Genomic DNA, 21996 nt, shown 5'->3' on the forward strand with positions numbered 1-21996 from the left:
TGCTGAATTGGCGCTGATTTGGGACCAGAGAGATGATCTCCCCTACTTCCTACAACGCGCCAGGATTTCGGCGACCCCCAAATTATACATCGGCTGACCGTATTTACCCTGATCCTAGCGTGGCTAAGCCCTTGAATTTACAGGGCATAACCCTTTAAGTTGTAGTCCTTTTCATGGGGGGCTTGAAATTACCCTATTTTGTCTATACTTACTGTCAACAGTCCCTTGTGGGCTTATGTTTTTACTTTGAAAAAAGGAGTCAATATGAGCGATCTTAACTCTTACGGCTTTGGGCAAACTAGCTCGATTAGCACCCCTCAAGTACGCAACCGCGTTCTGCGCAACACCTACGCCCTTTTGGCCCTCTCGATGGTTCCAACCGTCATTGGCGCATGGCTCGGCGTTGCTTTTGGGCTTAACTTCATGGCGGGCAGTCCTTTTCTAGGCTTTATCGTCTTTATGGCAATCGCTTTTGGTTTCTTTTGGGCGATTGAGAAAAACAAAGACACGGGAGCAGGCGTTCTGCTGCTTTTAGGCTTCACCTTCTTTATGGGCATCATGATGTCCGGCCTAGTTGGTTATACCCTCAATAGCTACAGTAATGGCGCAACCTTGATCATGTTGGCCTTTGGTGGCACGGCAGCAATTTTTGCGGTCATGGCATCCATCGCTACCGTGAGCAAGAGCGACTTCTCAGGCATGGGTAAATGGTTGATGGTAGGCGTACTGCTCTTGATCGTGGCTTCATTGGCCAATATCTGGTTGCAACTACCAGCTTTGATGCTCACTGTGATGATTCTCGCAATTGCGATCTTCTCAGCTTTCATCTTGGTTGACGTACAGCGTATTATCAATGGTGGCGAGACCAACTACGTAATGGCTACTTTAGCCATCTACCTAGATGTCTATAACGTCTTTACCAACTTGCTCGCACTCTTGGGCATTGTGGGTGGCAATAAAGACTAAGCATTAGTTAAGCTTCAATAGAAAAGGCACCTGCGGGTGCCTTTTTCTTTATCTCAATTGCAAACTACTGCTGTCAAGATCTTTCAAATACCGCCATGGATTCCACATGGGAGGTATGGGGAAACATATTGATGATGCCCGCACTCTTGAGAATATAGCCTGCTTCATGACACAAAATCTCTGTATCTCTAGCTAGAGTTTTGGGATTGCAGGAGACGTAGACAATACGTTGCGGCGGCAGATCACTGCCCCCCTTATTTAATTGGGCTAGGGCTTGGCAGATCTCCATGGCACCTTCCCGTGGCGGATCCATTAACCAGCGCTCAGCCTTACCCCATGAAGCAATCGTATCGGCTGTCACTTCAAAAAGATTACTTTGCGTAAAGCTCGCCTTGTCTGCGAGCAGATTGTGCTCCGCATTGACTTTAGCTCTGGTTGTTAGAGTTTCTAAGCCCTCAATACCTAAGACGGCACTTGCTCGTCTTGCCAGCGGCAAGGTGAAGTTGCCAATACCGCAGAATAAGTCGAGCACACGATCACTTGCCTTGACATCTAAGAGGCGAATCGCCCTACTTACCAAGGCACGATTCATCATGTGATTAACTTGTGTGAAATCCGCTGGCTTAAAAGGCATCTCGATTTCAAACTCAGGCAGGCGGTAGCAAAGCTTGCCTGTTAATGGGTAGAACGGCGCAACGGTTTCTATACCTTTGGGCTGCAACCATACCCAGACCTGATGTTCATCTGCAAAGTCTCTAAGTAACTTTTCGTCTGCTGGCGTTAGTGGTGAGAGATTTCTGAAAACCAATGCAGTGACAGGCTTTCTTTTTTTAGGATCATCTGAATTAGGATCCTCAGGCTCGCCTACAGCGATTTCGATTTGGGGCATGCGATCCACAATGGATAAACCATTGACCAACTGACGCATTGCTGGCAACAAATCGGAAACATGTTTTGGCAAAATCTCGCAAGCAGTCATATCAGCAACGTAGCCACTCTTGCCTTCATGAAAGCCAATCAGTACGGTACCTTTTTTGATTGAGCGATTGACGGCACTTAAGCGTGCACGATGGCGATACTCCCAAGCGGGACCACCCATCGGGCGAAGAATTTCTTCTGGAGTAACTTTAGCAATGTGCTTTAGATCATCTTCCAGTACGCGCTGCTTCATGGCCACCTGCGCTCGAATATCCAAGTGCTGCATAGTGCAACCACCGCATACACCGAACGCTTTGCACTTCGGTTCTGCCCTAAATACGGCAGGCCTCTGAATATCAAGAACTTTGGCTTTACTGAAACGGGCTTTATCACGTGTAATGATGTAAGTGACTAGTTCAGTTGGTAGCGCCCCTTGAATAAAGATGACTTTACCGCTTTGACCTTGGGCAGCCTCCTCTTCATTGGGCACCAAGCGTGCAATCCCTTGCGCATCTAGATCAAGAGAATCAACTCGTACTGGCTCAGTCACCACAATGTGGACTGGCTTTTCTCCTCTACGCATCCGGAGTAAAACCGAGGAGATATTCTTGCCACTGCTCGCCATGCGGCTCTTTAGATTCTTTCTCTAAATACGCTTTAACGAAAGTAATTTCTTCTTTGTATTCTTCTAATGAAAAACCACCACGCAGCAGTTGAAAGCGGCAATACATCAAATAGGTATTGACCACATCGGTTTCGCAGTAGCGACGAATCTCATCAATTCTGCCTTCTTGATACGCAGGCCATACTTGGCTGCCATCCATTCCCATCTTACCCGGGAAACCGCAGAGTTTTGCGAGGCCATCTAAAGGTGCATTAGCGCGGCCATTAAATTTAGCTAAGAGATCCATTAGATCTAAATGGCGCATGTGATAACGACTGATGTAATTGTTCCACTTGAAATCACGGCTATCGTTTTCTTGGCTCTCGCCCATCTCCCAATAGCGCGGTGCTTGAACGTGGTTTGCTAATGCACGGTAATGCAGCACCGGCAAATCAAAACCGCTGCCATTCCAAGAGACTAATTGCGGGGTATATTTTTCAACAAGCTCAAAGAAGGTCTGAATCAATACTTTCTCATCATCTTGCGCACTACCTAGCGTGCCAACCTTAATTTGTGGTGAGCCGTCTTTGCTGGTTCTACGAATAACGCAGGAGATAGCGCAGATACATTGCAAATACAGCGGGAGAAAATCGCTACCAGTTTTCTCGGCGCGCTCCGCCATGGCTTTAGCGGCAACTTCACTATCTGAAAGCGTATCCGGATAGTCATTGAGGCGACGCAGTCCCGCAACATCAGGAATAGTTTCAATATCGAAGACGAGAACGGTTGCCATACTTAAATCGCTAGCAATGAATTGAAAGCAATTACTGTATGTATGGCGTTGGATTCACCGGCTTGCCATTCACACGTAATTCAAAGTGGAGCTTGACTGAAGTTGCATCGGTATCGCCCATCTCAGCAATCCTCTGCCCCTTCTTAACCGCATCACCCTCTTTAACTAAAAGTGTACGGTTGTGAGCGTAGGCCGTGAGATAAGTATTGTCATGCTTGATGATGACAAGATTGCCGTAGCCACGCAAGCTATTACCAGCGTAAACCACCTTACCCTCAGAGGCTGCCGTTACTGGGTCGCCTAGCTTACCTGCAATATCAATGCCCTTGGTCTTCTCACTGAAATCATCAGTTACCTTACCTTTAGCTGGCCAAGATAAACGAATACCTGGCTCAGCAACGATTTCTTTGGGTGCTTCTTTAGCAGCGTCTACTTTTAGCGCATCGGTTTTGGGTAGTTCGCCAGCGGTTTTGGGAATAGGCTTAACAGTCATTTTGCTGCTAGCTGGTGGCCTTACTAAAATGAGGTCATCTACTTCAATTAAGTTTGGGTTCGATAAATTATTCCACTGCGCTAAATCACGTGGGGACTGACCATTATCTAGAGCAATGCGGGCCAAGGTATCACCACGCTTAACGCGATAGTAGCCTGGAGGTGTTGCCTCATTATTGTCGCCAACACTACGATCAACCACAATCGCTGGCTTGGCTCTAGGTGTAGTTGAGCAACCGACATTGAGCAACAAAGAAGCCATTGCAATTAGCAATAGCAGGTATTTAGGTAAAGTATTCATAAGGATTTTCATACTACCCCTGATTGTAAGGGCACAAAAAAGACCTCGTCCAGAACGGTTCTTTGATAGCGCTGGGAGCTCATTCGCTCCACCATAACTAATTGCTGCTCTTTCTCATTCTTGGCAACCGGAGCCACTAGGCGCCCACCAATCGCCAGTTGCTCCAATAGGGCATCCGGGATACCCAAGCCAGCTGCTGCCAAAATGATGCCATCAAACGGGGCTGCTTGAGGCAAGCCCAGGATGCCATCCCCGTAAATGAGGCGCAGGTTTTTAATCCGAAAAGGTCGCAGCTTATCTCTCGCCATATCGTGCAAAGGACGAATACGCTCAATCGAATACACCTCATCGGATAACAAGCTAAGCACTGCTGCTTGGTAGCCACAACCAGTGCCGATTTCTAATACTTTTCCCAAAGATTGTTTGGGTTTATGCAAAAGCTCAATCATGCGTGCCACTACCGATGGCTTGGAAATCGTTTGTGAATGCCCGATTGGTAAAGCAGTATCTTCGTAGGCTTGAGGATGCATACCCGCATCCATAAATGCATGACGCGGAACAGTAGCGATGGCTTCTAAAGTTTTAGCATGCTTGACCCCAGCAGCGAGTACTTTCGCAGCTAAAGCTTGCCGATGACCGGCATTACGCTCTGCCGCTGACTTCAACCGCGTGTCCAGCCGTTAGCTCGCATGGCAGCCAAGCGCGCATGATGTGTGAGATCTAATTGCATCGGCGTGATCGAGATACACCCTTCATCAATTGCATGAAAATCCGTACCATCAGAACTATCTTTGGCATGCCCTGCAGCACCAATCCAATAAATGTCATCACCACGGGGACTTTTTTGCACTACTACTGGTTGCGAGTGATGGCGATTACCTAAACGCGTTACACGCCAGCGATGAAGGTCGGCATAGGGGCGATTTGGAATATTGACGTTCAGCAAAGTAGCAGCGCCATCGGTGTGAGTCAACCTAGATGCCAGCATTTGCGCAACGATATCGTGCGCTGCTTTTGCAGCATCCTCAATTTGATTCCAGCCTTTATCGATTTGTGAGAAGGCAATTCCGGGGACGCCAAACATCACACCTTCAACTGCAGCGGCAACAGTGCCGGAGTACAAAGTGTCTTCACCCATGTTCTCACCTTGATTGATGCCAGATACTACCAAGTCTGGTTTTTCGTCTAAGAAGCCCGTCATGGCAATATGCACACAATCCGTTGGGGTGCCATTAATAAATAAGAAGCCATCGCGCTCTCCTCCAGCAACCCGATGAATTGATAGCGGTCGTGAGAGTGTTAATGAGTTCGATGCGCCACTGTGATTTTGCTCAGGAGCAATCACTGTCACGCGACCTAATGGGCGAATGGCATTAACTAGGGCTAAAAGACCAGGAGCGAGATAGCCATCATCATTTGAAATCAAAATGTGTGGCTGCTTTGTGTTTTCACTCATCAATATCAATGCTTTCTTGGGAGCCTTAAGCTTTTGCCGTCTGGGTTAATGCACGACCTCTGAACCATCCATATATTACTGGCAATACCAAGAGGGTCAAAATAGTCGTTGTTACCATGCCGCCCACAATCACTAGAGCTAGGGGGCGTTGAGCCTCAGAGCCTATCGAGTGGGACAAAGCTGCAGGCAGTAAGCCTAAACCTGAAAGTGCAGCCGTCATCAAGACTGGTCGAACGCGCAATGATGCGCCCTCCACCATGACATCCTTCATCTCACCATGCTCGGTAGCTGCCGTCTTATTAATAAAGGAGATCAGAATCACACCATCCTGAATCGCAATACCAAACAAAGATAAGAATCCGAAGAAAGCAGAAATGCTTAAGGTCTCACCCGCAAGATGCAAAGCAATGACACCGCCAATAGCTGCAAATGGTACGTTAATCATCACGATCACTGCGTCACGGAAATTACCAAAAGCACTCACTAGTAATAAAAAGATGCCTAACAATGCCAATGGCACGATTAGCATCAACTTCTTCTGTGCCTGCTTCATTTGATTAAATTGACCATCCCAACTAATCGAGTAATTTGGCGGCAAGGTAATATTTTTCTCAACCAAGAACTGCGCATCCTCTACGGCGCTACCTAAGTCTCGGCCACGGACACTAAATTTAATCGCGATATAGCGCTTGCCTGCTTCACGATAAATAAAGAACGGGCCATCACTTAACTGAACCGTGGCGACCATCGACAGAGGAATCGAGGCTCCGCTAGGTGAATCCACTAAAAGGTGTCCAATATCCGCAATATCATTACGGCTACCCTCATTTAAACGAATGGCGATACCGAAGGTTTTTTCATCTTCCAAGAGATTGGTCACTGCGGCTCCACCAATAGCATTAGCGACCACCGTCTCAATGTCACTCACATTAATACCGTAGCGAGCGGCACGCTCACGATCAATCTGAATATTGAGGGTTGGCTGACCAAGCTCTTTCAAAATACCTTCATCAGCAACCCCGCGTACTTTTTTGAGCTGTTCAATCACCTCATGGGCTTTTTGATCTAGAACCTCTAAGTCCGTGCCATAGATTTTGACGGAGTTCTCACCCTTCACGCCAGAGAGTGCTTCGTTAACATTGTCCTGAATGTATTGCGAGAAACTATAAGTGATGCCGGGGATCTTATTGAGCTCACTCTCCAAATGGGTAATCAAATCCTTTTTGCTAGAGCCCTTTGGCATCTTGTCGGGACTCTTGAGATATAGACCGTACTCTTGATTAAATACACCGGTGGAATCAGTACCATCATCAGGACGACCAATCTGGGCGGCAACCTTTTCAATCTCAGCTTGCTTTAAGAATGTTTCGCGCAACTGATTAGCTACCTTGACGGAGTAATCTAGATCTACAGTATTTGGCAAGGTGACGCGTAACCAAATATTATTTTCTTCTAGAGTAGGTAGGAATGCTGTTCCAAGACGAGTCACACTCAATAAGGTCAGACCCAAAACAAAGACTGCCACAGAGAAGACAGTTAACGGACGATCCATCCACTTTCTCAAGAGCGGTTTGTACGCATTGAGAAGCTTAGTCATAAATCCTGGTGGCTTGTGATGCAAGTTCTCACCAAAGACCAAAGAGATCATGGCGGGCAAGAAAGTTAAACTCAGAATCACAGCCGCAATCAGCGCAAAGCCCATCGTAAATGCCATTGGCTTAAAGATGATGCCCTCAACTCCACCCATAAAGAACAATGGGGAATAGGCAACGATAATGATTCCTGTGGAATAGATCATCGCGCGTTGTACTTCACTCGTGGCCAAGATAATGCTTTGATTGAGGCGCTTACCACCTTCCTCTAAGTGACGCATGACATTCTCAGTCAGAATCACAGCCGAATCCACGATCACACCGAAGTCAATCGCACCTAAAGAAATCAGGTTGGCTGGCACACTCCAAAGATGCATCTGAATAAACGATACACAAAGTGCCAAAGGTATTACTGCTGCAACTACTGCTGCTGCCCGTAAATTACCCAAGAAGAAAAATAGAACCGCCAGCACTAAAGAGATACCAAAAAACAGGGTGTGCTTCACGGTACCAATGGTGATATCTAAAAGTACCTGTCGGTCATAGAAGGGTTTTACTTGGATGCCGGGTGGAAGGACTTGCCGATTGATATTGTCAACCGTACTACGAACACGGGCTAATACTTCGGTAGCATCCTCGCCACGACGTAAGTAAACGATACCCTCTACTGAATCTGGGTTGTCATTAAATTGGAATAAGCCTAAGCGCGGCGCATTACCAATCTCGACTCTAGCGACATCACCAATGCGAACTGGCACATTATTGCGAATGGTAATCACAACACGCTTAATGTCATCAAGATTTTTTAGCAGGCCTACACCACGCACCACAAATTGCTGCTCGCCACTCGGTAATAAGCCACCGCCAGTGTTGCTGTTGGCATTGGTTAAGGCAGCAATGAGTTCATTGACAGTTACGCCCTTAGATTGCAGACTTTCTGGACTCACAATCACCTGATACTGACGTACCTTGCCACCAAATGAGGAGACATCAGCCACACCTGGGGTTTGCTTTAAGGCCTTATAAATATCGTAATTTTGTAATGTTTTTAATTGGGTGGAAGAGGCGTAATCCGACTTGACCTCGTAACGCATGATCTCGCCAGTAGCATCAGAATCTGGACTGACGCTTGAAGTAACTCCAGGGGGAAAAGCCACATTAGACAAACTGGTAATGAAACGTTGGCGCGCTCTAAATGGATCTGTCGTGTCATCGAATTTGAGCGTGACAACTGATAAACCGAATAAAGAAACTGAGCGGAAAGCCTGTAGGCCAGGAATACCTGCTAATGCATTCTCAACGGGGATGGTAACTTGCTGCTCTACCTCAGTCGTACTTCTCCCGGGCCATTGAGAAATCGCCTGAATAGTTAATGGCGCCACTCCTGGGTATGGCTGAATTGGTAATTTAGAAAGACTGAACATCCCCAAACCGAGGAGCACGACTGAGCCAACGATGACCAGCACACGTTTCTCAAGTACGCCTCGAATAAAGGAGGTAAATGCGCTCACTTAGTCTTCCTGTTTAGCAAATCGATCATTTAACAAAACAGCACCCTCAGCCAAGATACGCGCGCCTGGCTCAACACCCTGAGTAATCGCAAAGGTCTTACTGTTCAGGTCATAGCCTTTAACAGGTAGGCGGCGATAGGCTTCATCGCCCACTTTAATAATGATGTAACGCATCTCCCGAATGCGTACGACAGCAGTTTGTGGCACAACGATAGCATCCGCCATGCCGGTTGTCAGTTTTGCTGAAGCATACATATCCGGACGTAAGAGATCATCTTCATTGTCAATATCTGCACGAATTAATAAGGCTCGAGTTTGCGGATCCACAGTCGGAGCTACATAGTTTGCATATGCGACAAACTCTTTACCTGGATAAGCCTCTACTTGCAGCACCATTTTTTGGCCTGGCTTGACAAAACGAAAATCTTGCTCAAACACATTTCCCAAAAACCACAGTTGCTTTGGGTCTGCCAAGGTCGCAATCACATCTCCAGAACTCACTGCAGATCCTGGCTCTACATTACGTTTAACCACCACCCCTTTTAAGGGAGCGCGCATGATTAAATTATTCTGAGTCCTGCCAGTTGCTTCAATGGACCGAATATCAGCATCGCCAGCACCGAGATTACGCATACGGTTTGCTGCAGCCTGCTGCGTGATTCGGGCATCGCCCAGTAAATCACTCATCGTCTTAGTCGATTCCAATACCCTAGCGGTTTTGGATGACAGCAAATACTCTTGCTGTGCGGAAATAAATTCCGGGCTATAGAGCTCTACAACGGGTGAGCCTATATTGACCTCAGCACCATCAAAAGCGTAAATACGCTCTACCCGACCTGGTGCGCGCGCAGATAAGACTTTAGATTTTTCGGCATTAAATGCGAGGCGGCCTGGCACTTTAATATCTACTGGCACCTGCACTTTAATAGCAGTTTGGAAGGTGTAGATTTCTGGGTTCAGTTTGATACCCGGAAGTTTTAATTCCAAAATACCGCTTTTATCTACTTTAAGTGCTTTATCAGAGGCTTCGATTTTGACAGTACGATTGACATTGGTAATGCGGCCTAAAACAATACCGATTGAGAGAATAGCAAATGCAACAGCAACTAAGCGAACGCGCTGGCGATTTTGCGGGCTCAGATTCCAATACAAACCGGAAATACTGGCAAATGCCACTTGCAAATGATGTCCGCCAAAGCGCAGACCTTTATCAACGATAGGCTTAGCTTTATCAATAAAAGGTTTTGCTTTATCAGCAAGTTGCTTTAGAAAAGAAAGAATTTGGTCTTTCAACACTGCTCCTTAAAAAGGTTCTTTGCCAGAGGTCACTAGCAACACTGCCTGTGCTTGCAATAGATTACTCTCTGCAAGCGCTAATTGAACTTCAAGATTGCGCAATTGCGTTTGCGCTGTCAAGAGATCGTTAAATCCCTGACCATTATTTGAGTACTGCGTTAAGCCCACCTTATAAGCAGCATCTGCTTGCGGAACTTGGCGCTCTTTTAAAAACTGGGTTTGATTCTTCGCTTGCTCATAGCTAGCATAAGCACTATTGACGGCCAACACAATTTGTTGACGATTGGAGATATTGCCTGCCTCTGCAGCCGCTTGATTACGCTGTGCTTGTTCTACCCCATACCTTTCTTTGGTAAAGAAATACAGCGGAATGATGAGATCAAGCTCTAGCTGATAAAACATCGCACCATTGTTAGCTGCAAATGGTCCGCGTGGCGTAAACGAAGATCCAATCACCTGAAAATCGGGCAAGTAAGCCTTCTTTGCCAAATCAACACCCTTACGAGCAGCATCCAATTGCAAAGCGGAACTCTTTAATGAAGGATGACTAGTTTCTGCGTAATCTTCTAACTCAAGCAAGGTTGGTACGCTGTTCATAGCACGACGCACATCACCACGTAAGATGAGTTTTTCTCTGGAGTGGCGACCTACTAAGGTATTGATATTGTTTAAGGCGACCGATAACTGACGCTCAACATTAAATTGATCCGCTTGCACTGCGCTTTGCGCTACTTGCGCATTGAGATACTCAACATAAGCAGCCGCATTATTGGCATAGCGCGCTTTGGCTACGTTCTTAATCATCTCCAAACGCATGACCGATTCTTTGAGCACCTGTAACTGTTTTTGCGATGCTAAAGCGGTGTAATACAAAGTCGATAGTTGAGCGCCTAGCTGTAAGTAGGTAGATTCGCTTTGCGCTAAGAGTGCCTCAGCATTGGTATTAGCAATATCAGATGCCAAACTCTTCTTGCCAGGAAACTGAAATGGCTGTGCAATCGAAATGGAATTATTGTTACTGATACCACCAGGATTTGCAGTACTAGGAGCATTGGCTCCCCCCAATGCAAATGGAGAATTTACTGGCATGCCCGACCAGACCAAACCCACCTGAGGATTGATTGGCGCATTAATCTGCGGCACAGTTGCCTTGGCGGATAAATAGGACTCGCGCAATGAAGATAACTGTGGGTTATTGAGTTTGAGCTCATTCCACAGTTGGCGCAAATCCATATCCGTTGGACCAGATGGCGCACCCTTGGTATAAATCTTAGGTGTATCGCTCTTTGTAACTGGTGCAAATAGTGATGCGGCATTTGCAGGGTTGGCAGTGTCATTACTCACTACTGGCGGCGTAGATAAAGAATCGTTAGATTGACTCACTTGGACTGTGACGCTCGCCGGAATCGGAGCATTTATCTGGGCAAATACAGGGGAGGTAAAAATCAGCGAGGCAAATACACAGGCAACCCGTTTCATGGGAATTGCAGTAGCAATAACAAATTCACTCGTTTTTATCTGGCCGTAAATCAAATCGGCTACCTCTAAATCTGTACTAATGCTGTTTTTGTAGCCCAAAGCACAGGTTTACCTATGTTTGAAAGGGAATTAGAAGATTATAGGTGAGAAACTCCAAAAGTCGAATTATTGGAGTTTTATAACTTATTGATTCTAAACACAATAATCAATTTACCCCCGCTTGCAATGCCTAGAATTCAGCATGAACCCTGAAAGACAGGATGTTGACCGGTCCACGCGCCGAATTATAGGCCGGATTGATGATGTGCTGGAAGTTCACACCCGCAAGCACGTTCTTGATCACAGTAGCGTTGTAATAGATCTCACCAATGCGCTCAGGTGAATACGAAATCGTCTGACTCGGGCTAGCGTAGTCACCAATGAAATAAGACACGCCGCCTGCTTTTAGGTAACCACGACGATAACTGGATAAACCGTTTTGCATCATCGAAATACCAACGCTATCACTAGGGCGCTGCCAACTGGTGCCATTCATCCCCATACCTACAGATATGGAATTGTCTGCTTCAGTAAATGACATAGTCTCGGTCTTACCATCGGATGTGAACGCACGGCCATAGATACCAAGGTCTTTGGTCAGGGCCTGCTCACCATGTATACCAATACCTGTCTTGATTTGATTGCTATTGCGTACATTGTTAATCGCTTGCGTACCCTGACGTGCTCCTGGATTTTGATCAATATAGTTCGTAGCATCCTCAAAGCGTGCCAAGATCATTTTGTTGCGGTAGGCTAAGACGCTGACCTTGCCTGGCAGGTCAGCAATGTTATGCTGGCGCTCCACCTCTACTTGATCTCCATAGGCATTAAAGATTTGCCAATTGAGGTCACGGCCATTGGGTGACTTTGGAGCGAGCATGCGCGAGGCACGCATCACCCAGTTATCCAAATACCACTCACCTGCTAAGCCCCAGCTATAACCTCGCGCATCGGCGGCGTAGTCATAGGCCAGATAAGTCATATTGCCCCAGTTCATAAACTGAACACGGGGATCTTTGGCATAACGGCTATCGTCAAAAATATCGAGTGTGGAGAACTGACCGCCAGTGAGCACTACGCGATTGCTACTCACGGTCTGAGTAATTTGATTCGCCTCATCCTCCAGAACAACTTTATCGCCCTCTTGATTAATCGTATGACGAGCAAAGGCGCGAGCAGAGTAAAACTTGGCTTGCACGCCACCGGCTTTAGTTGCTTCGCCGTTAGTAAAACCACCAAGACCCACCAAGCCCGAAAATGGCACTCCAGAAACCACCTCTGGATTGAAATAGACATCGGTATTGGGTGCAAGGCGTGCGCCCATAAACAGGGTACCTGACCAGGTATAACTCATAGATTTCTGAGCATTCAAACTATTCTGGCCAGAATAAGATGAATTGAAATTCTTATAACGCTGATTAATATAAGTCGTTTGGCCGTGAATGTTTACCGGCAATCCAAAGAGCTCTCCTTCAGTGGGAAAGCTCTCAATGGGTGAGGCAAAGGTTGCAATTTGGTCTGAACCAGATCCGGCCTTCTGGGCGAGCGCAGACGTGCTACTAAGGGCAGCAAGCAAGCTCAATAGAAGAACGTAGGATTTGTGGGTCATTCAGAATTTCATAATACTTAGCGTGTGAGCTGCAATATACCTAAAATTTATGTCGGCTCAGTGACCACTTAATTTTGAAGAGATTAGCGACGATCCATCAGCGCTCTGGCTAAGGTGCCTGCATCGACATACTCAAGCTCACCACCCACTGGGATACCTCTGGCGATTCTGGTGACTTTAATCCCTTTGGATTTGAGTACTTCACCAATGTAGTGGGCAGTAGCCTCACCTTCACTAGTGAAATTCGTTGCTAGAACGACTTCTCTGACCGGTACTCCAGTATCAGGCGCTTCAATGCGACCTAGTAGTCGATCAAAATGAATTTCATTAGGGCCCATGCCATCGAGTGGTGAGATGCGCCCCATTAAGACAAAGTAATTTCCCTTAAAACTCATAGTCTGCTCGACCATCACTTGGTCGGCCGGTGTTTCCACAATGCACAGCAGGGATGGATCACGACGATCATCCATACAAGTGACACAGATTTGAGTTTCTGAGAAAGTATTGCAACGAGCGCAGTGGCCTACAGTCTCTACTGCCTCACCTAATGACTGGGCAAGTACAGCAGCACCATTGCGATCATGCTGCAGCAGATAGAAAGCCATGCGCTGCGCCGACTTGGGTCCTACTCCAGGCAATACGCGTAGTGCCTCGATCAAACGACCAAGGGCATCTTGTGGAACTTCTTGACGTGCCATTAAATGAAAAGCTTTTGGTTCATGATTAAAACGGCAACTTAAAGCCAGGAGGCATCGGCATACCCGCAGTAGCACCAGACATCACTTGTGAGCTAGCAGCCTCTACCTGTTTGAATGCTTCTGTATACGCAGTAACCAGTAAGTCCTCTAACATCTCGCGATCATCCATTGCACCTGGATCAATCTGCACACGCTTCATTTCGTGTTTGCCAGAGATAGTGATTTTTACTAAACCACCAGCAGCTTGGCCAGTGACTTCTAGCGCAGCCAATTGCTCTTGCGCTACTTTCATCTTCTCTTGCATCTGCTGGGCTTGTTTCATCAAACCCGCAAGGCCACCTTTCATCATCGCTTTATTCCTTTTGTTTTCTGATCTTTAGATTGGCTTCACAGAGCCACCCACTACTTTGGCTCCAAACTCTTTTTGTAATTGCTGAATAAATGGATCTTGCGCAATCAATTGCTCTGCATTGAGTCTTTTCTCTTGATGAATCTGGGCATCGACTTTAGCGACAGTCTTGCCTTCCACTTCACCTTTTTCGATGACGACTTTCACAGGCTTACCAAAGTGTGCAGTCAGTGTATCTGCAAGACGACTAATAGAAGCTTCAGAAGCTAATTGCGGCATGGGAGTCACTACCGTAGCGCGCACACCTGCTGGTGAATCTTCCCAATCTTGTAACTCTGTCTGAAATGCTAACTGTTGCACAAGGCCTTTAATTGGCAACTGGCGCATCAAGGTATGCCAGTCTGGACGCTCGGCGCTGGACGCAGTTGGCGCTGATGCAGTAGGCTTAGCTGGCGCTACAACCGGAGCAGGAGCTGGAGCTACAGACCTGACTGGGGCAGCTGTTTGGTTTGCTGGTCTGGGTGATCGAGGTGCTGATATTACCGAAGCTACCGGCGGTGCGGAGTTACTGCTGTTGCTGCTGTTGCTGCTGTTACTGCTGTTGCCCCCTGCTCTGCTGGGAGTTTCATTGCCGGGACGAAAGGCTAGCATCCGTAGGAGCGTCATTGCAAAGCCCGTTTGCTCATCTGGCGCTAGTGATAAATCGGGACGGCTAGTAATGCTAATTTGGTAAAAGAGTTGCGCTTCTTCTTTTGTCAGTGCATTAGCTAAGCGATGAATCTCTGCCGCTTCTGGCCAGTCTTCTAAAACAGATTCGGGAACAATTTGCGCGGCTGCGATTTTCTGAATGAGGCTAGAGAGGTCAGCCAGCGCTAATGAGAAAGACATGCTGCGCTCACCCATTTCATTGGAAATCGCCAATAGTGTTGCGCCATCTTTGGCAATCAGTGCATCTAAAATTTTAATGAGGTAAGCGTCATCGAGCGTGCCGAGCATGCCGCGCACGGCTTCTTCAGAAACTTTGCCAGCAGCATAAGCAATGGCTTGATCCGTCAGTGATAAAGCATCACGCATGGAGCCTTGTGCTGCTTTTGCTAAAACACGCAGTGCATTGGTCTCACATTCCACTTTTTCTGCAGCAAGTACTTTTTCTAGATGCTCCACGATGAGCGGTACTGGCATTTGCTTGAGATTAAACTGCAAGCAACGCGACAAAATGGTGACCGGGATCTTTTGGGGATCAGTCGTCGCCAAGATAAATTTGATGTGCTCAGGAGGTTCCTCTAATGTTTTTAGGAGTGCATTAAATGCTTCTTTACTGAGCATATGCACCTCGTCAATCATGTAGACCTTAAAGCGTGCATTGGCTGGCGCATAAGCAGCCTTTTCTAGCAAATCACGAATATCGTCAATTCCGCGATTACTCGCAGCATCCATCTCTACATAATCAACAAATCGACCTTGATCGATACCAACACAGGCTGGGCACTTGCCACAAGGTGTTGATGTCATCTTGCCTTGACCATCCTCACCAATGCAATTGAGGGCTTTGGCCATAATTCGTGAGATGGTCGTCTTACCAACCCCTCTGGTACCGGTAAACAGCCACGCGTGATGAAGACGACCTTGATCTAGAGCGTGACTGAGAGCCTTTACTACATGGTCTTGACCAAGTAATTCAGGGAAAGTTTTAGGACGCCACGAACGGGCTAAAGCCAATGCTGTCATGTACTCCATTCTAACAAGCTAAAATAGGAAATGGACGGGCCTCCCCGCATGGCGGTTTGGATAACCTGGTCAGGTCGGGAACGAAGCAGCCAAACCCAATTCTGTCAGTGCCGGGGGTCGGGCTCGTCCACCCCCCTTTTTTTACCCAAGCCACTTTGAGCCTTACGCTTTTGGGATCCCGTAATTTGCAACCTTCCATTACACTGATTTTTTGAGAGTTTTGGAACCGCTTTACTTGCAAACTTATGAAAATTGATAAAAAGAGAATTCTCAAGCACCTTAGGCAAGAAGTCTTTTGTCACATCGGTAGCTCAAAAACCCATGGGGTCGGCGTCTTTGCGCTCCGTAGTATTCCCAAAGGCATCAACCCACTAGTGAGTTGGCTGGGTAATGCTGAAATTTCCTTCACTAAAAAAGAGCTCGCAAACATTCCGCCTGAAGTTAAAAAACAAATCCACCTCTTTTGTTATTACGATGACAAGAAGACCCTCATTCCTAAAATTGGTATGAACGCCATGACTTTAGGGATTTATCTGAATCACTCTAAAAAGCCCAATATTGAACTGAAGAAATCAGGTCAATTTAAGAGCCTGCGAGCGATTAAAAAAGGGGAAGAGTTACTCATGGACTACGACAAGGCCTTTGGCGAGAAGCACACCTTCTAAATAGTGCCCGATTAAAGAAATTGGCGATTAAAACAAGGCAGTCCCGGTTTGAGATGCCTTTTGGGGGTCACGGTAGAGTTGATTAATCTGCTCTTTTTCAAAATCCACATTAATCGGTGAGGTGGGATCGACCACAATCGGGTGATTGGGATCAGAGACTACTAAGGCAAAGATAGGCTCATAGTCCGTTACAAATAATCCCTTGTAGCCATACTCATCTACTGGCCCTAAATTGTAAAACTGCAAATTGTTTTGCTGCGCCCAGCGCGTCGCCAATAGACAGGCATAGATTCCTGGCGAGCGATTTTTGTAGTCGCGATTCCATTGGCAAAAGCTGCCATAGAGTTGATTTTCTTTGCGCAAAATAATCGATACGTCCGATAAGACCACATCCCCATTAGCAGCGAACACCTGAATGATAAGTACGGGTAAATTGCGTACATAATCGACAAAACCCTCTACTTCTGCTTGCGCAATCCAGTAGCTCTCAAAATGGGTACCGCCAATCTCATAGAGGTACTGCGCAGTAATCTCTTTGCCATCGACCACTTTTTGAATCACCGTAAAGTGGCGAAATTGCTTATCCAATTCTTTAAATTTACGAATGCGGTACTCGTCTGCCCAAAACTGGGGTGAAGTAGCATGCACTAAGCCATAGCGGTCTTTAATCGGCACGCCAAATTGGCTCTTGGGGGGCACAGCGTAAACCACAAAGGGTTTAGGGGCCATCTCAATCATGGCTGGCGTTACTTCAATGTAAGGACACAGTGCATCCCAGCGCGTGGTGTAGTACTGGGTCTCTTCATGCTCGCTTAAGACCCATAAATTATCTTTAGTCCAACTTTGGTATGCCACTTCATGGACTGTATTGTCAAGATGCGCTATTGGTGCTAACTCTGACAGCTCAGTGAGCGGCTCAATTGGAGTCTGGACTAAAGCGTGCATAGCAAGATTTCCGAAGTAAGAAGTCAATATTGAATAAGGCAGGGTTATGAGCGCACAGCATTTTTGTCAGCAGCTCTTTTGGAGTGCGTAGCGCGCTTAGTAGAAATATTGGGAATATTGGGAATATTGGGAATATTGGCAAGGGGCAACTTTTTAGTCTCAAAATATTGCTCATCAATTCCAAAATTGCGCACTAAAAAGTCTTCATCTTTTTGCGAGAGTACAGCAATCTCTTTTTGGATGAAAGCGAGGTGTTCATTGGCCTGCGAGCCCGCTATCTTGAGCTGGCCGATGTATTTTGGCATCACCGGGCACTCGGTATCGTATAAAAATTCTTGGGTAGCAGGCTTATAGACTAGAGGATACATCTTGCAGCTAAACGGCTTTGCTTTGCCTAAAGTGCAACCCTGTTTACCTAAATATTGACAATGCCTCTCAATACAAATGGAGCGATAGGTTTTGGTTTCTTTAGCAGTGAGGGTAATTTCAAGAGGTGCATAACCCGGATCAACGTTGCAACAGCGTTTACATTCCGAACAGTGCTCAAAGGGCATAAGTTATGCAGATAAAATTTCTATCTGCGTATTCTTATCAAATATTCTAAATATGTCAAATTTATTATCGGGTTGATTGGCCTGTTTGCTCTCTCTTTTTTTCTTCGTGTGCACAGCACACAATAGTGCATCTGATGAGTGCATCTCAGTTCAAGCTCTTAAGACTCTATTTTGATTTTCTTAAACTTATCTAAAAGTGCCAAGCTAGCTAAGATTTGATTGGCCATATCGGCATCAATCTCCCCTTTAGCTAGTGCATAGAGTACTTGGTCAGCGTGCTCAGCTTCTGGGGCATCTAATAAAGCCTTAAAGATTTCTTTTTGAGTCATGCCTAAATGAATCTGCAATGGCGCTAGATTGATTTGCACAGCACCGCCCTTAATGCCAAAGCGCACTTGGGCCATCTCAATGAGTTCACTACGCTGTTTTTCCTGGAGCTGAGCTAGCGTGGGTAATGGAGAATTTGCGCCTGATGGGCTCGGTGAGGGATCAGCAGAAGCTACAGCAGAGCCTTTGCCACGTTTTTTATATACCAAATCGTCCATGAAATCATCCATGAAAGTCTCCTCAGTCCTTGATGAATACTGCGATATTCTTCAATAGATATTAACGCGTCATTCATCGCAATGTGTATCGGGCAAAAAATCCACCACCAGCGCCGCCAATTGATCCTTATTGGGCGCTGGTGGAGCTAAAAATGATCTAGATTGTTAAAGAGCAAAAATGTTAAGTACTTGTTTTTATGGAATAAAAACCATTTCGTTTCGCAAAAAAATGCTTTTTAATCTTTTCGAAAATCAATCTCCTTGGGTGGTCTAAAACCATGCATCGGCAACTCTTTTGGCGCAGCTGCCCACAAGGTATATTGCGTCTTGCGCAATTGCATCAATTTATCGAGCATGGCATTAGCGTGTTTGCGCTCAGCCATGAGCCCTGCATCATCGCGCTCTAATCTCTTTAACTCATGATGCTGAGCAAAGTACCAAGACTCCATATACAAACGAATCTGCGGCTTGTACTCATTAAAGTTTGCTAAGTAAAAGAGCTCCTTACTTACGACCTCCAAATACTCCCGGACTTTTTCTGGACGCTGTTGCCAGGCCAGATCGAGATCCTTTTGATTGGGGGTAAAGAGTGGTCTTAATGAACCTAACCGATTGATATGCATACCTAAGGCATTAAATAAATCCGGAAAGTTACGCCACACCAAATTGAAGTTGGTGATACCTTGAGCCCCTTCCATCAAACGCTCATATTGTTCATAGGCAGCGTTAGCTAGGCTTTCTTGTGAACGGGCAATCTTCGTTTTGAGATTGAGCAAGTAGTCAGGAGCAGCGGCGCAGTACTCGGGTGATAAACCCAGCATATTAGCCATCATTGGCGGCGTTAACTTATCAAGAATTTTCTCGCGCTCATAGGCCGTGCGATTTTCCTGGCGTTGCAAGCGCCAGAGTGCATGACTATATTCATCCACGATTTGCTGCTCAACGTAATCATTCGGAAGTAAGGCTGCGCGTATCTCGCGCAGATGACTCTTAAAAGCTGCTTCATCTTCAAACGGCAATAAAGTGCTCTTAGCGTAACGCCCATGCTTTAGAGAGTTCCATTTTGAGCGCCACTTGCCTCGCTCCGTCTTTGGGCCTGTTTGGCCATGAGCTCGAGTAGGCTCACAGGCCTGTACTAAACCACCTACCTCTACCACTTCTTCTTTATTTACTTCTGTAACAACATCTTTAATATCTGTGGGCATGGCTATTCCTTATTCATTCAATTCAATGTGTTGCGAACGAGCGCCAACCCACAGGATTACCCAAAAGGAAAGGCGCACAAACGCGCTAAAAAAACAAGTTGTTTGTGGGTTTTGACCACAAGCGCGACGGAGTTTGGACGTCGGTAAAACGTGCTATTGGTTTGGTGACCTATCTGGCTTTTTGAAATTAGCAATGCGACGGTATTTGGTCCGTCATCACCAACTAAACGGTCTTTGGTCCGTTTAGGAATTACGACTAAATTGTGTTTTGCAAAACTGTGGGTTGATTTGTCGGGTTTGACGACTGCAGGGTTTGGGCTGCATCTACTTCACAGGCCATAAGGGTTTTTGATCCGCTCATGTAATTAACGATAATTTTTTGGAGTTACTGTTAACTTAAATATACTTTAGCAGAAAAATTATTTATTTGTCAGAAAAAAGTGAACTATTTTTTCTGACATGAGCGCAAAAAAAGTCATCAGGTGAATTGCACTGCAACATACCTGATGACTTATTAAAATCTACTTTTGCACATCACCTTGTGAATCCGTATTGCGCCCTTGAGATACCTTTTTTCTTAAGAACGCTGGCTTTATAGCCTCCTCTGACATGCAGAACATGATGGAATCATCTAAACTTGCTGCCCGGTTTTTAAGCTTATCTGATGAATACATTAGCTCTTTTTCCATGGTCTCGTGATCGCGGCGCGCGAGTAACTTACGAAGGTACTGCACGGTTTCCATCAGCCACGGGTTATGTTGTGAGCGCTCTTCTAACTGGCTAATTAAGCGCTCTACCCCATCCCAATTGCGACGCTGTACGTGGCCTCTAGCCTCACGCTGAATATCGGCAGCCTCAACCTCATTAAAACGGCGCGCAACCAATTCATCGACTTGAGCTAAGCGGTAATCAGGAAGTTCTACCACTGGCAGTTGTGGCAGGGCGACAGTAAATTCGTGCTGAGTGCCAGTTTTGTCTTTAGCTAAGATTGTGCAACGTAGAACGGAGCCATTGTCCTGCAAGTGTATGACTTCAGACATCGATAAGGAAATGGCCATCCACACTTCAGAGCCGGCAGCAATCGATGGCAAGCAATATTGACCTCCAGCATTTTTTACATAGTCATTGCGCACTTTGATTTGACCCATATGCGCCAAGAGCGGGGTTTGTAAATGTACTCGAACGTCTTGCCAAACTAAATTGGTTAAAAAGCCCATCTCTGCATCAAAGGATTCAGCTAGGTCTTGAGCCCGTTGACCATACCAACTGTTACCTTGCCCTGCAGTGGCAATGGCAGTCATGAGCTCTTCATTAAATCCAAGACCAATACCAACCGTTGATGTGGTGACACCAGCACTTGCTAAATCGCGCACATGCTTGCAAATCGCTTCTACCGAGGTAATGCCTTCATTGGCCTGGCCATCCGATAGCAATATCACACGACTCATCACATGGCTATCGCGCGAGACTATCGGAGCTAGAGATTGCGCTCCAGAGAGCCAGCCGCCATGCAAATCAGTCATACCGCCTGGATGAACATCATCTAGGCGAATGGGTAATAAGGTTTTGGCGATGCGCGCTTTCATAGTCTCTAGCAACACTTCAACAGTATCGTCATAGATCACTACTGAAACCTGATCATCATCTTGCAAGCGATTTAGTAAATCGATAGCGCAGCGCTTAGCTTCTTCCAACTTGCCATCATTCATAGAGCCCGAGCGGTCAATCACAAGGGAAACAGCTAGAGGTGTTCTCGTACGCCCCACCTCTTGTTCATGCGCGCGCAAGCGCAATAGAACATCTAAGCTCTCGCCTGAATTACTTGCTACGACCGCTTTGCGGGTATTGAGGACTACTTCTAACGCTTTGCCATTGACCATGACTCTTCTCCTAGGTTTGCCTTTATTTGCGAAAGTGGCAAAAGCAGGCGGTTATGCAACGTAAGGATGAGAGTACGGGGGGCTAAGCTCATAGATTGAGCTTAGTGATACTACGAAAAACTATTTTTAGGCTTTTTTAGACTTCCAGCGCACACCAGCGCCATCGTCTGGGGTGCCGATGAATTCGATACCGGCTTTTTCAACGGCATTCTTTACTGATGTCAGAGTTTTGACATTTCCCGCGGGTACTCCTTCGGAAGATTCAAGTCGAACCATGGTGGTAAAGCCTATACCAGCAGTCTTTGCCAATTCAGCCACTGTTAATCCCAGCAAAGCGCGGGCTGCTTTGATTTGACCACTTGTAATCAATC

General features: G+C 46.3%; 19 protein-coding genes, 1 other RNA gene and 1 pseudogene. 3 read left to right on the forward strand and 18 right to left on the reverse strand.

What is annotated here, in order from left to right:
* The first annotated feature begins 264 nt into the window (after positions 1 to 264).
* Complete coding sequence (locus ICN22_RS07650; RefSeq protein ID WP_216169750.1) at positions 265 to 966, forward strand: Bax inhibitor-1 family protein; 702 nt, start codon at positions 265 to 267, stop codon at positions 964 to 966.
* Positions 967 to 1039: 73 nt separating this feature from the next.
* On the opposite strand, the gene rlmD is transcribed toward ICN22_RS07650, so the two are convergent.
* The 12 genes and pseudogenes from rlmD to dnaX form a co-directional block, all read right to left on the reverse strand.
* A complete protein-coding gene (gene rlmD / locus ICN22_RS07655) occupies positions 1040 to 2467 on the reverse strand; it encodes a 23S rRNA (uracil(1939)-C(5))-methyltransferase RlmD (RefSeq protein WP_216169869.1) in 1428 nt (475 codons plus the stop codon).
* Complete coding sequence (locus ICN22_RS07660) at positions 2460 to 3281, reverse strand: 3'-5' exonuclease (RefSeq protein ID WP_216169752.1); 822 nt, start codon at positions 3279 to 3281, stop codon at positions 2460 to 2462. Before ICN22_RS07660 ends, rlmD begins: the two co-directional genes overlap by 8 nt.
* Before the next feature lie 31 nt (positions 3282 to 3312).
* Complete coding sequence (locus ICN22_RS07665; RefSeq protein WP_255533898.1) at positions 3313 to 4074, reverse strand: peptidoglycan DD-metalloendopeptidase family protein; 762 nt, start codon at positions 4072 to 4074, stop codon at positions 3313 to 3315.
* A gap of 8 nt (positions 4075 to 4082) precedes the next feature.
* Positions 4083 to 4706: pseudogene (locus tag ICN22_RS07670) on the reverse strand (protein-L-isoaspartate(D-aspartate) O-methyltransferase); the annotation flags it as partial.
* A 29-nt stretch (positions 4707 to 4735) separates the two neighbouring features.
* Entirely contained in the window at positions 4736 to 5530 is a 795-nt protein-coding gene (gene surE / locus ICN22_RS07675; RefSeq protein WP_216169758.1) for a 5'/3'-nucleotidase SurE, read from the reverse strand.
* A gap of 25 nt (positions 5531 to 5555) precedes the next feature.
* Positions 5556 to 8633, reverse strand: coding sequence for an efflux RND transporter permease subunit (locus tag ICN22_RS07680; RefSeq protein WP_216169760.1), 3078 nt, complete (start codon positions 8631 to 8633; stop codon positions 5556 to 5558).
* Complete coding sequence (locus ICN22_RS07685; protein WP_369411579.1) at positions 8634 to 9929, reverse strand: efflux RND transporter periplasmic adaptor subunit; 1296 nt, start codon at positions 9927 to 9929, stop codon at positions 8634 to 8636. It lies immediately after the preceding gene.
* A gap of 6 nt (positions 9930 to 9935) precedes the next feature.
* Positions 9936 to 11408, reverse strand: coding sequence for a TolC family protein (locus ICN22_RS07690; RefSeq protein WP_216169762.1), 1473 nt, complete (start codon positions 11406 to 11408; stop codon positions 9936 to 9938).
* A gap of 229 nt (positions 11409 to 11637) precedes the next feature.
* A complete protein-coding gene (locus ICN22_RS07695; protein WP_216169764.1) occupies positions 11638 to 13056 on the reverse strand; it encodes a carbohydrate porin in 1419 nt (472 codons plus the stop codon).
* 83 nt (positions 13057 to 13139) lie between these two features.
* The gene (gene recR / locus ICN22_RS07700; RefSeq protein ID WP_216169780.1) at positions 13140 to 13754 is read right to left on the reverse strand and encodes a recombination mediator RecR; all 615 of its coding nucleotides are present in this window, start codon (positions 13752 to 13754) and stop codon (positions 13140 to 13142) included.
* Between the two features lie 25 nt (positions 13755 to 13779).
* The gene (locus tag ICN22_RS07705; RefSeq protein ID WP_216169782.1) at positions 13780 to 14103 is read right to left on the reverse strand and encodes a YbaB/EbfC family nucleoid-associated protein; all 324 of its coding nucleotides are present in this window, start codon (positions 14101 to 14103) and stop codon (positions 13780 to 13782) included.
* A 27-nt stretch (positions 14104 to 14130) separates the two neighbouring features.
* Positions 14131 to 15831, reverse strand: a complete 1701-nt coding sequence (gene dnaX, locus ICN22_RS07710) for a DNA polymerase III subunit gamma/tau (protein WP_216169783.1) — start codon at positions 15829 to 15831, stop codon at positions 14131 to 14133.
* 33 nt (positions 15832 to 15864) lie between these two features.
* On the opposite strand from dnaX, the gene ffs reads away from it, so the two are divergent.
* Positions 15865 to 15962: signal recognition particle sRNA small type (ffs, locus tag ICN22_RS07715), an RNA gene on the forward strand.
* Positions 15963 to 16076: 114 nt separating this feature from the next.
* Positions 16077 to 16496: an SET domain-containing protein-lysine N-methyltransferase gene (locus tag ICN22_RS07720; RefSeq protein WP_216169785.1), complete on the forward strand. Its 420-nt coding sequence runs from the start codon at positions 16077 to 16079 to the stop codon at positions 16494 to 16496.
* A gap of 27 nt (positions 16497 to 16523) precedes the next feature.
* Here the strand turns inward: ICN22_RS07720 and ICN22_RS07725 are convergent, their stop codons facing one another.
* The 6 genes from ICN22_RS07725 to ICN22_RS07750 form a co-directional block, all read right to left on the reverse strand.
* Positions 16524 to 17441, reverse strand: a complete 918-nt coding sequence (locus ICN22_RS07725; protein WP_216169787.1) for a GNAT family N-acetyltransferase — start codon at positions 17439 to 17441, stop codon at positions 16524 to 16526.
* 44 nt (positions 17442 to 17485) lie between these two features.
* Entirely contained in the window at positions 17486 to 17995 is a 510-nt protein-coding gene (locus tag ICN22_RS07730) for a hypothetical protein (RefSeq protein WP_216169788.1), read from the reverse strand.
* Between the two features lie 158 nt (positions 17996 to 18153).
* Positions 18154 to 18552, reverse strand: coding sequence for a hypothetical protein (locus ICN22_RS07735; RefSeq protein WP_216169790.1), 399 nt, complete (start codon positions 18550 to 18552; stop codon positions 18154 to 18156).
* A gap of 224 nt (positions 18553 to 18776) precedes the next feature.
* The gene (locus ICN22_RS07740) at positions 18777 to 19745 is read right to left on the reverse strand and encodes a hypothetical protein (protein ID WP_216169791.1); all 969 of its coding nucleotides are present in this window, start codon (positions 19743 to 19745) and stop codon (positions 18777 to 18779) included.
* A 521-nt stretch (positions 19746 to 20266) separates the two neighbouring features.
* Positions 20267 to 21625, reverse strand: coding sequence for a vWA domain-containing protein (locus ICN22_RS07745; RefSeq protein ID WP_216169793.1), 1359 nt, complete (start codon positions 21623 to 21625; stop codon positions 20267 to 20269).
* Positions 21626 to 21751: 126 nt separating this feature from the next.
* Complete coding sequence (locus ICN22_RS07750) at positions 21752 to 21994, reverse strand: helix-turn-helix domain-containing protein (protein ID WP_216169795.1); 243 nt, start codon at positions 21992 to 21994, stop codon at positions 21752 to 21754.
* Between the last annotated feature and the right edge of the window lie 2 nt (positions 21995 to 21996).

The sequence above is a fragment of the Polynucleobacter bastaniensis genome (assembly GCF_018882205.1).
Lineage (GTDB): Bacteria > Pseudomonadota > Gammaproteobacteria > Burkholderiales > Burkholderiaceae > Polynucleobacter > Polynucleobacter bastaniensis.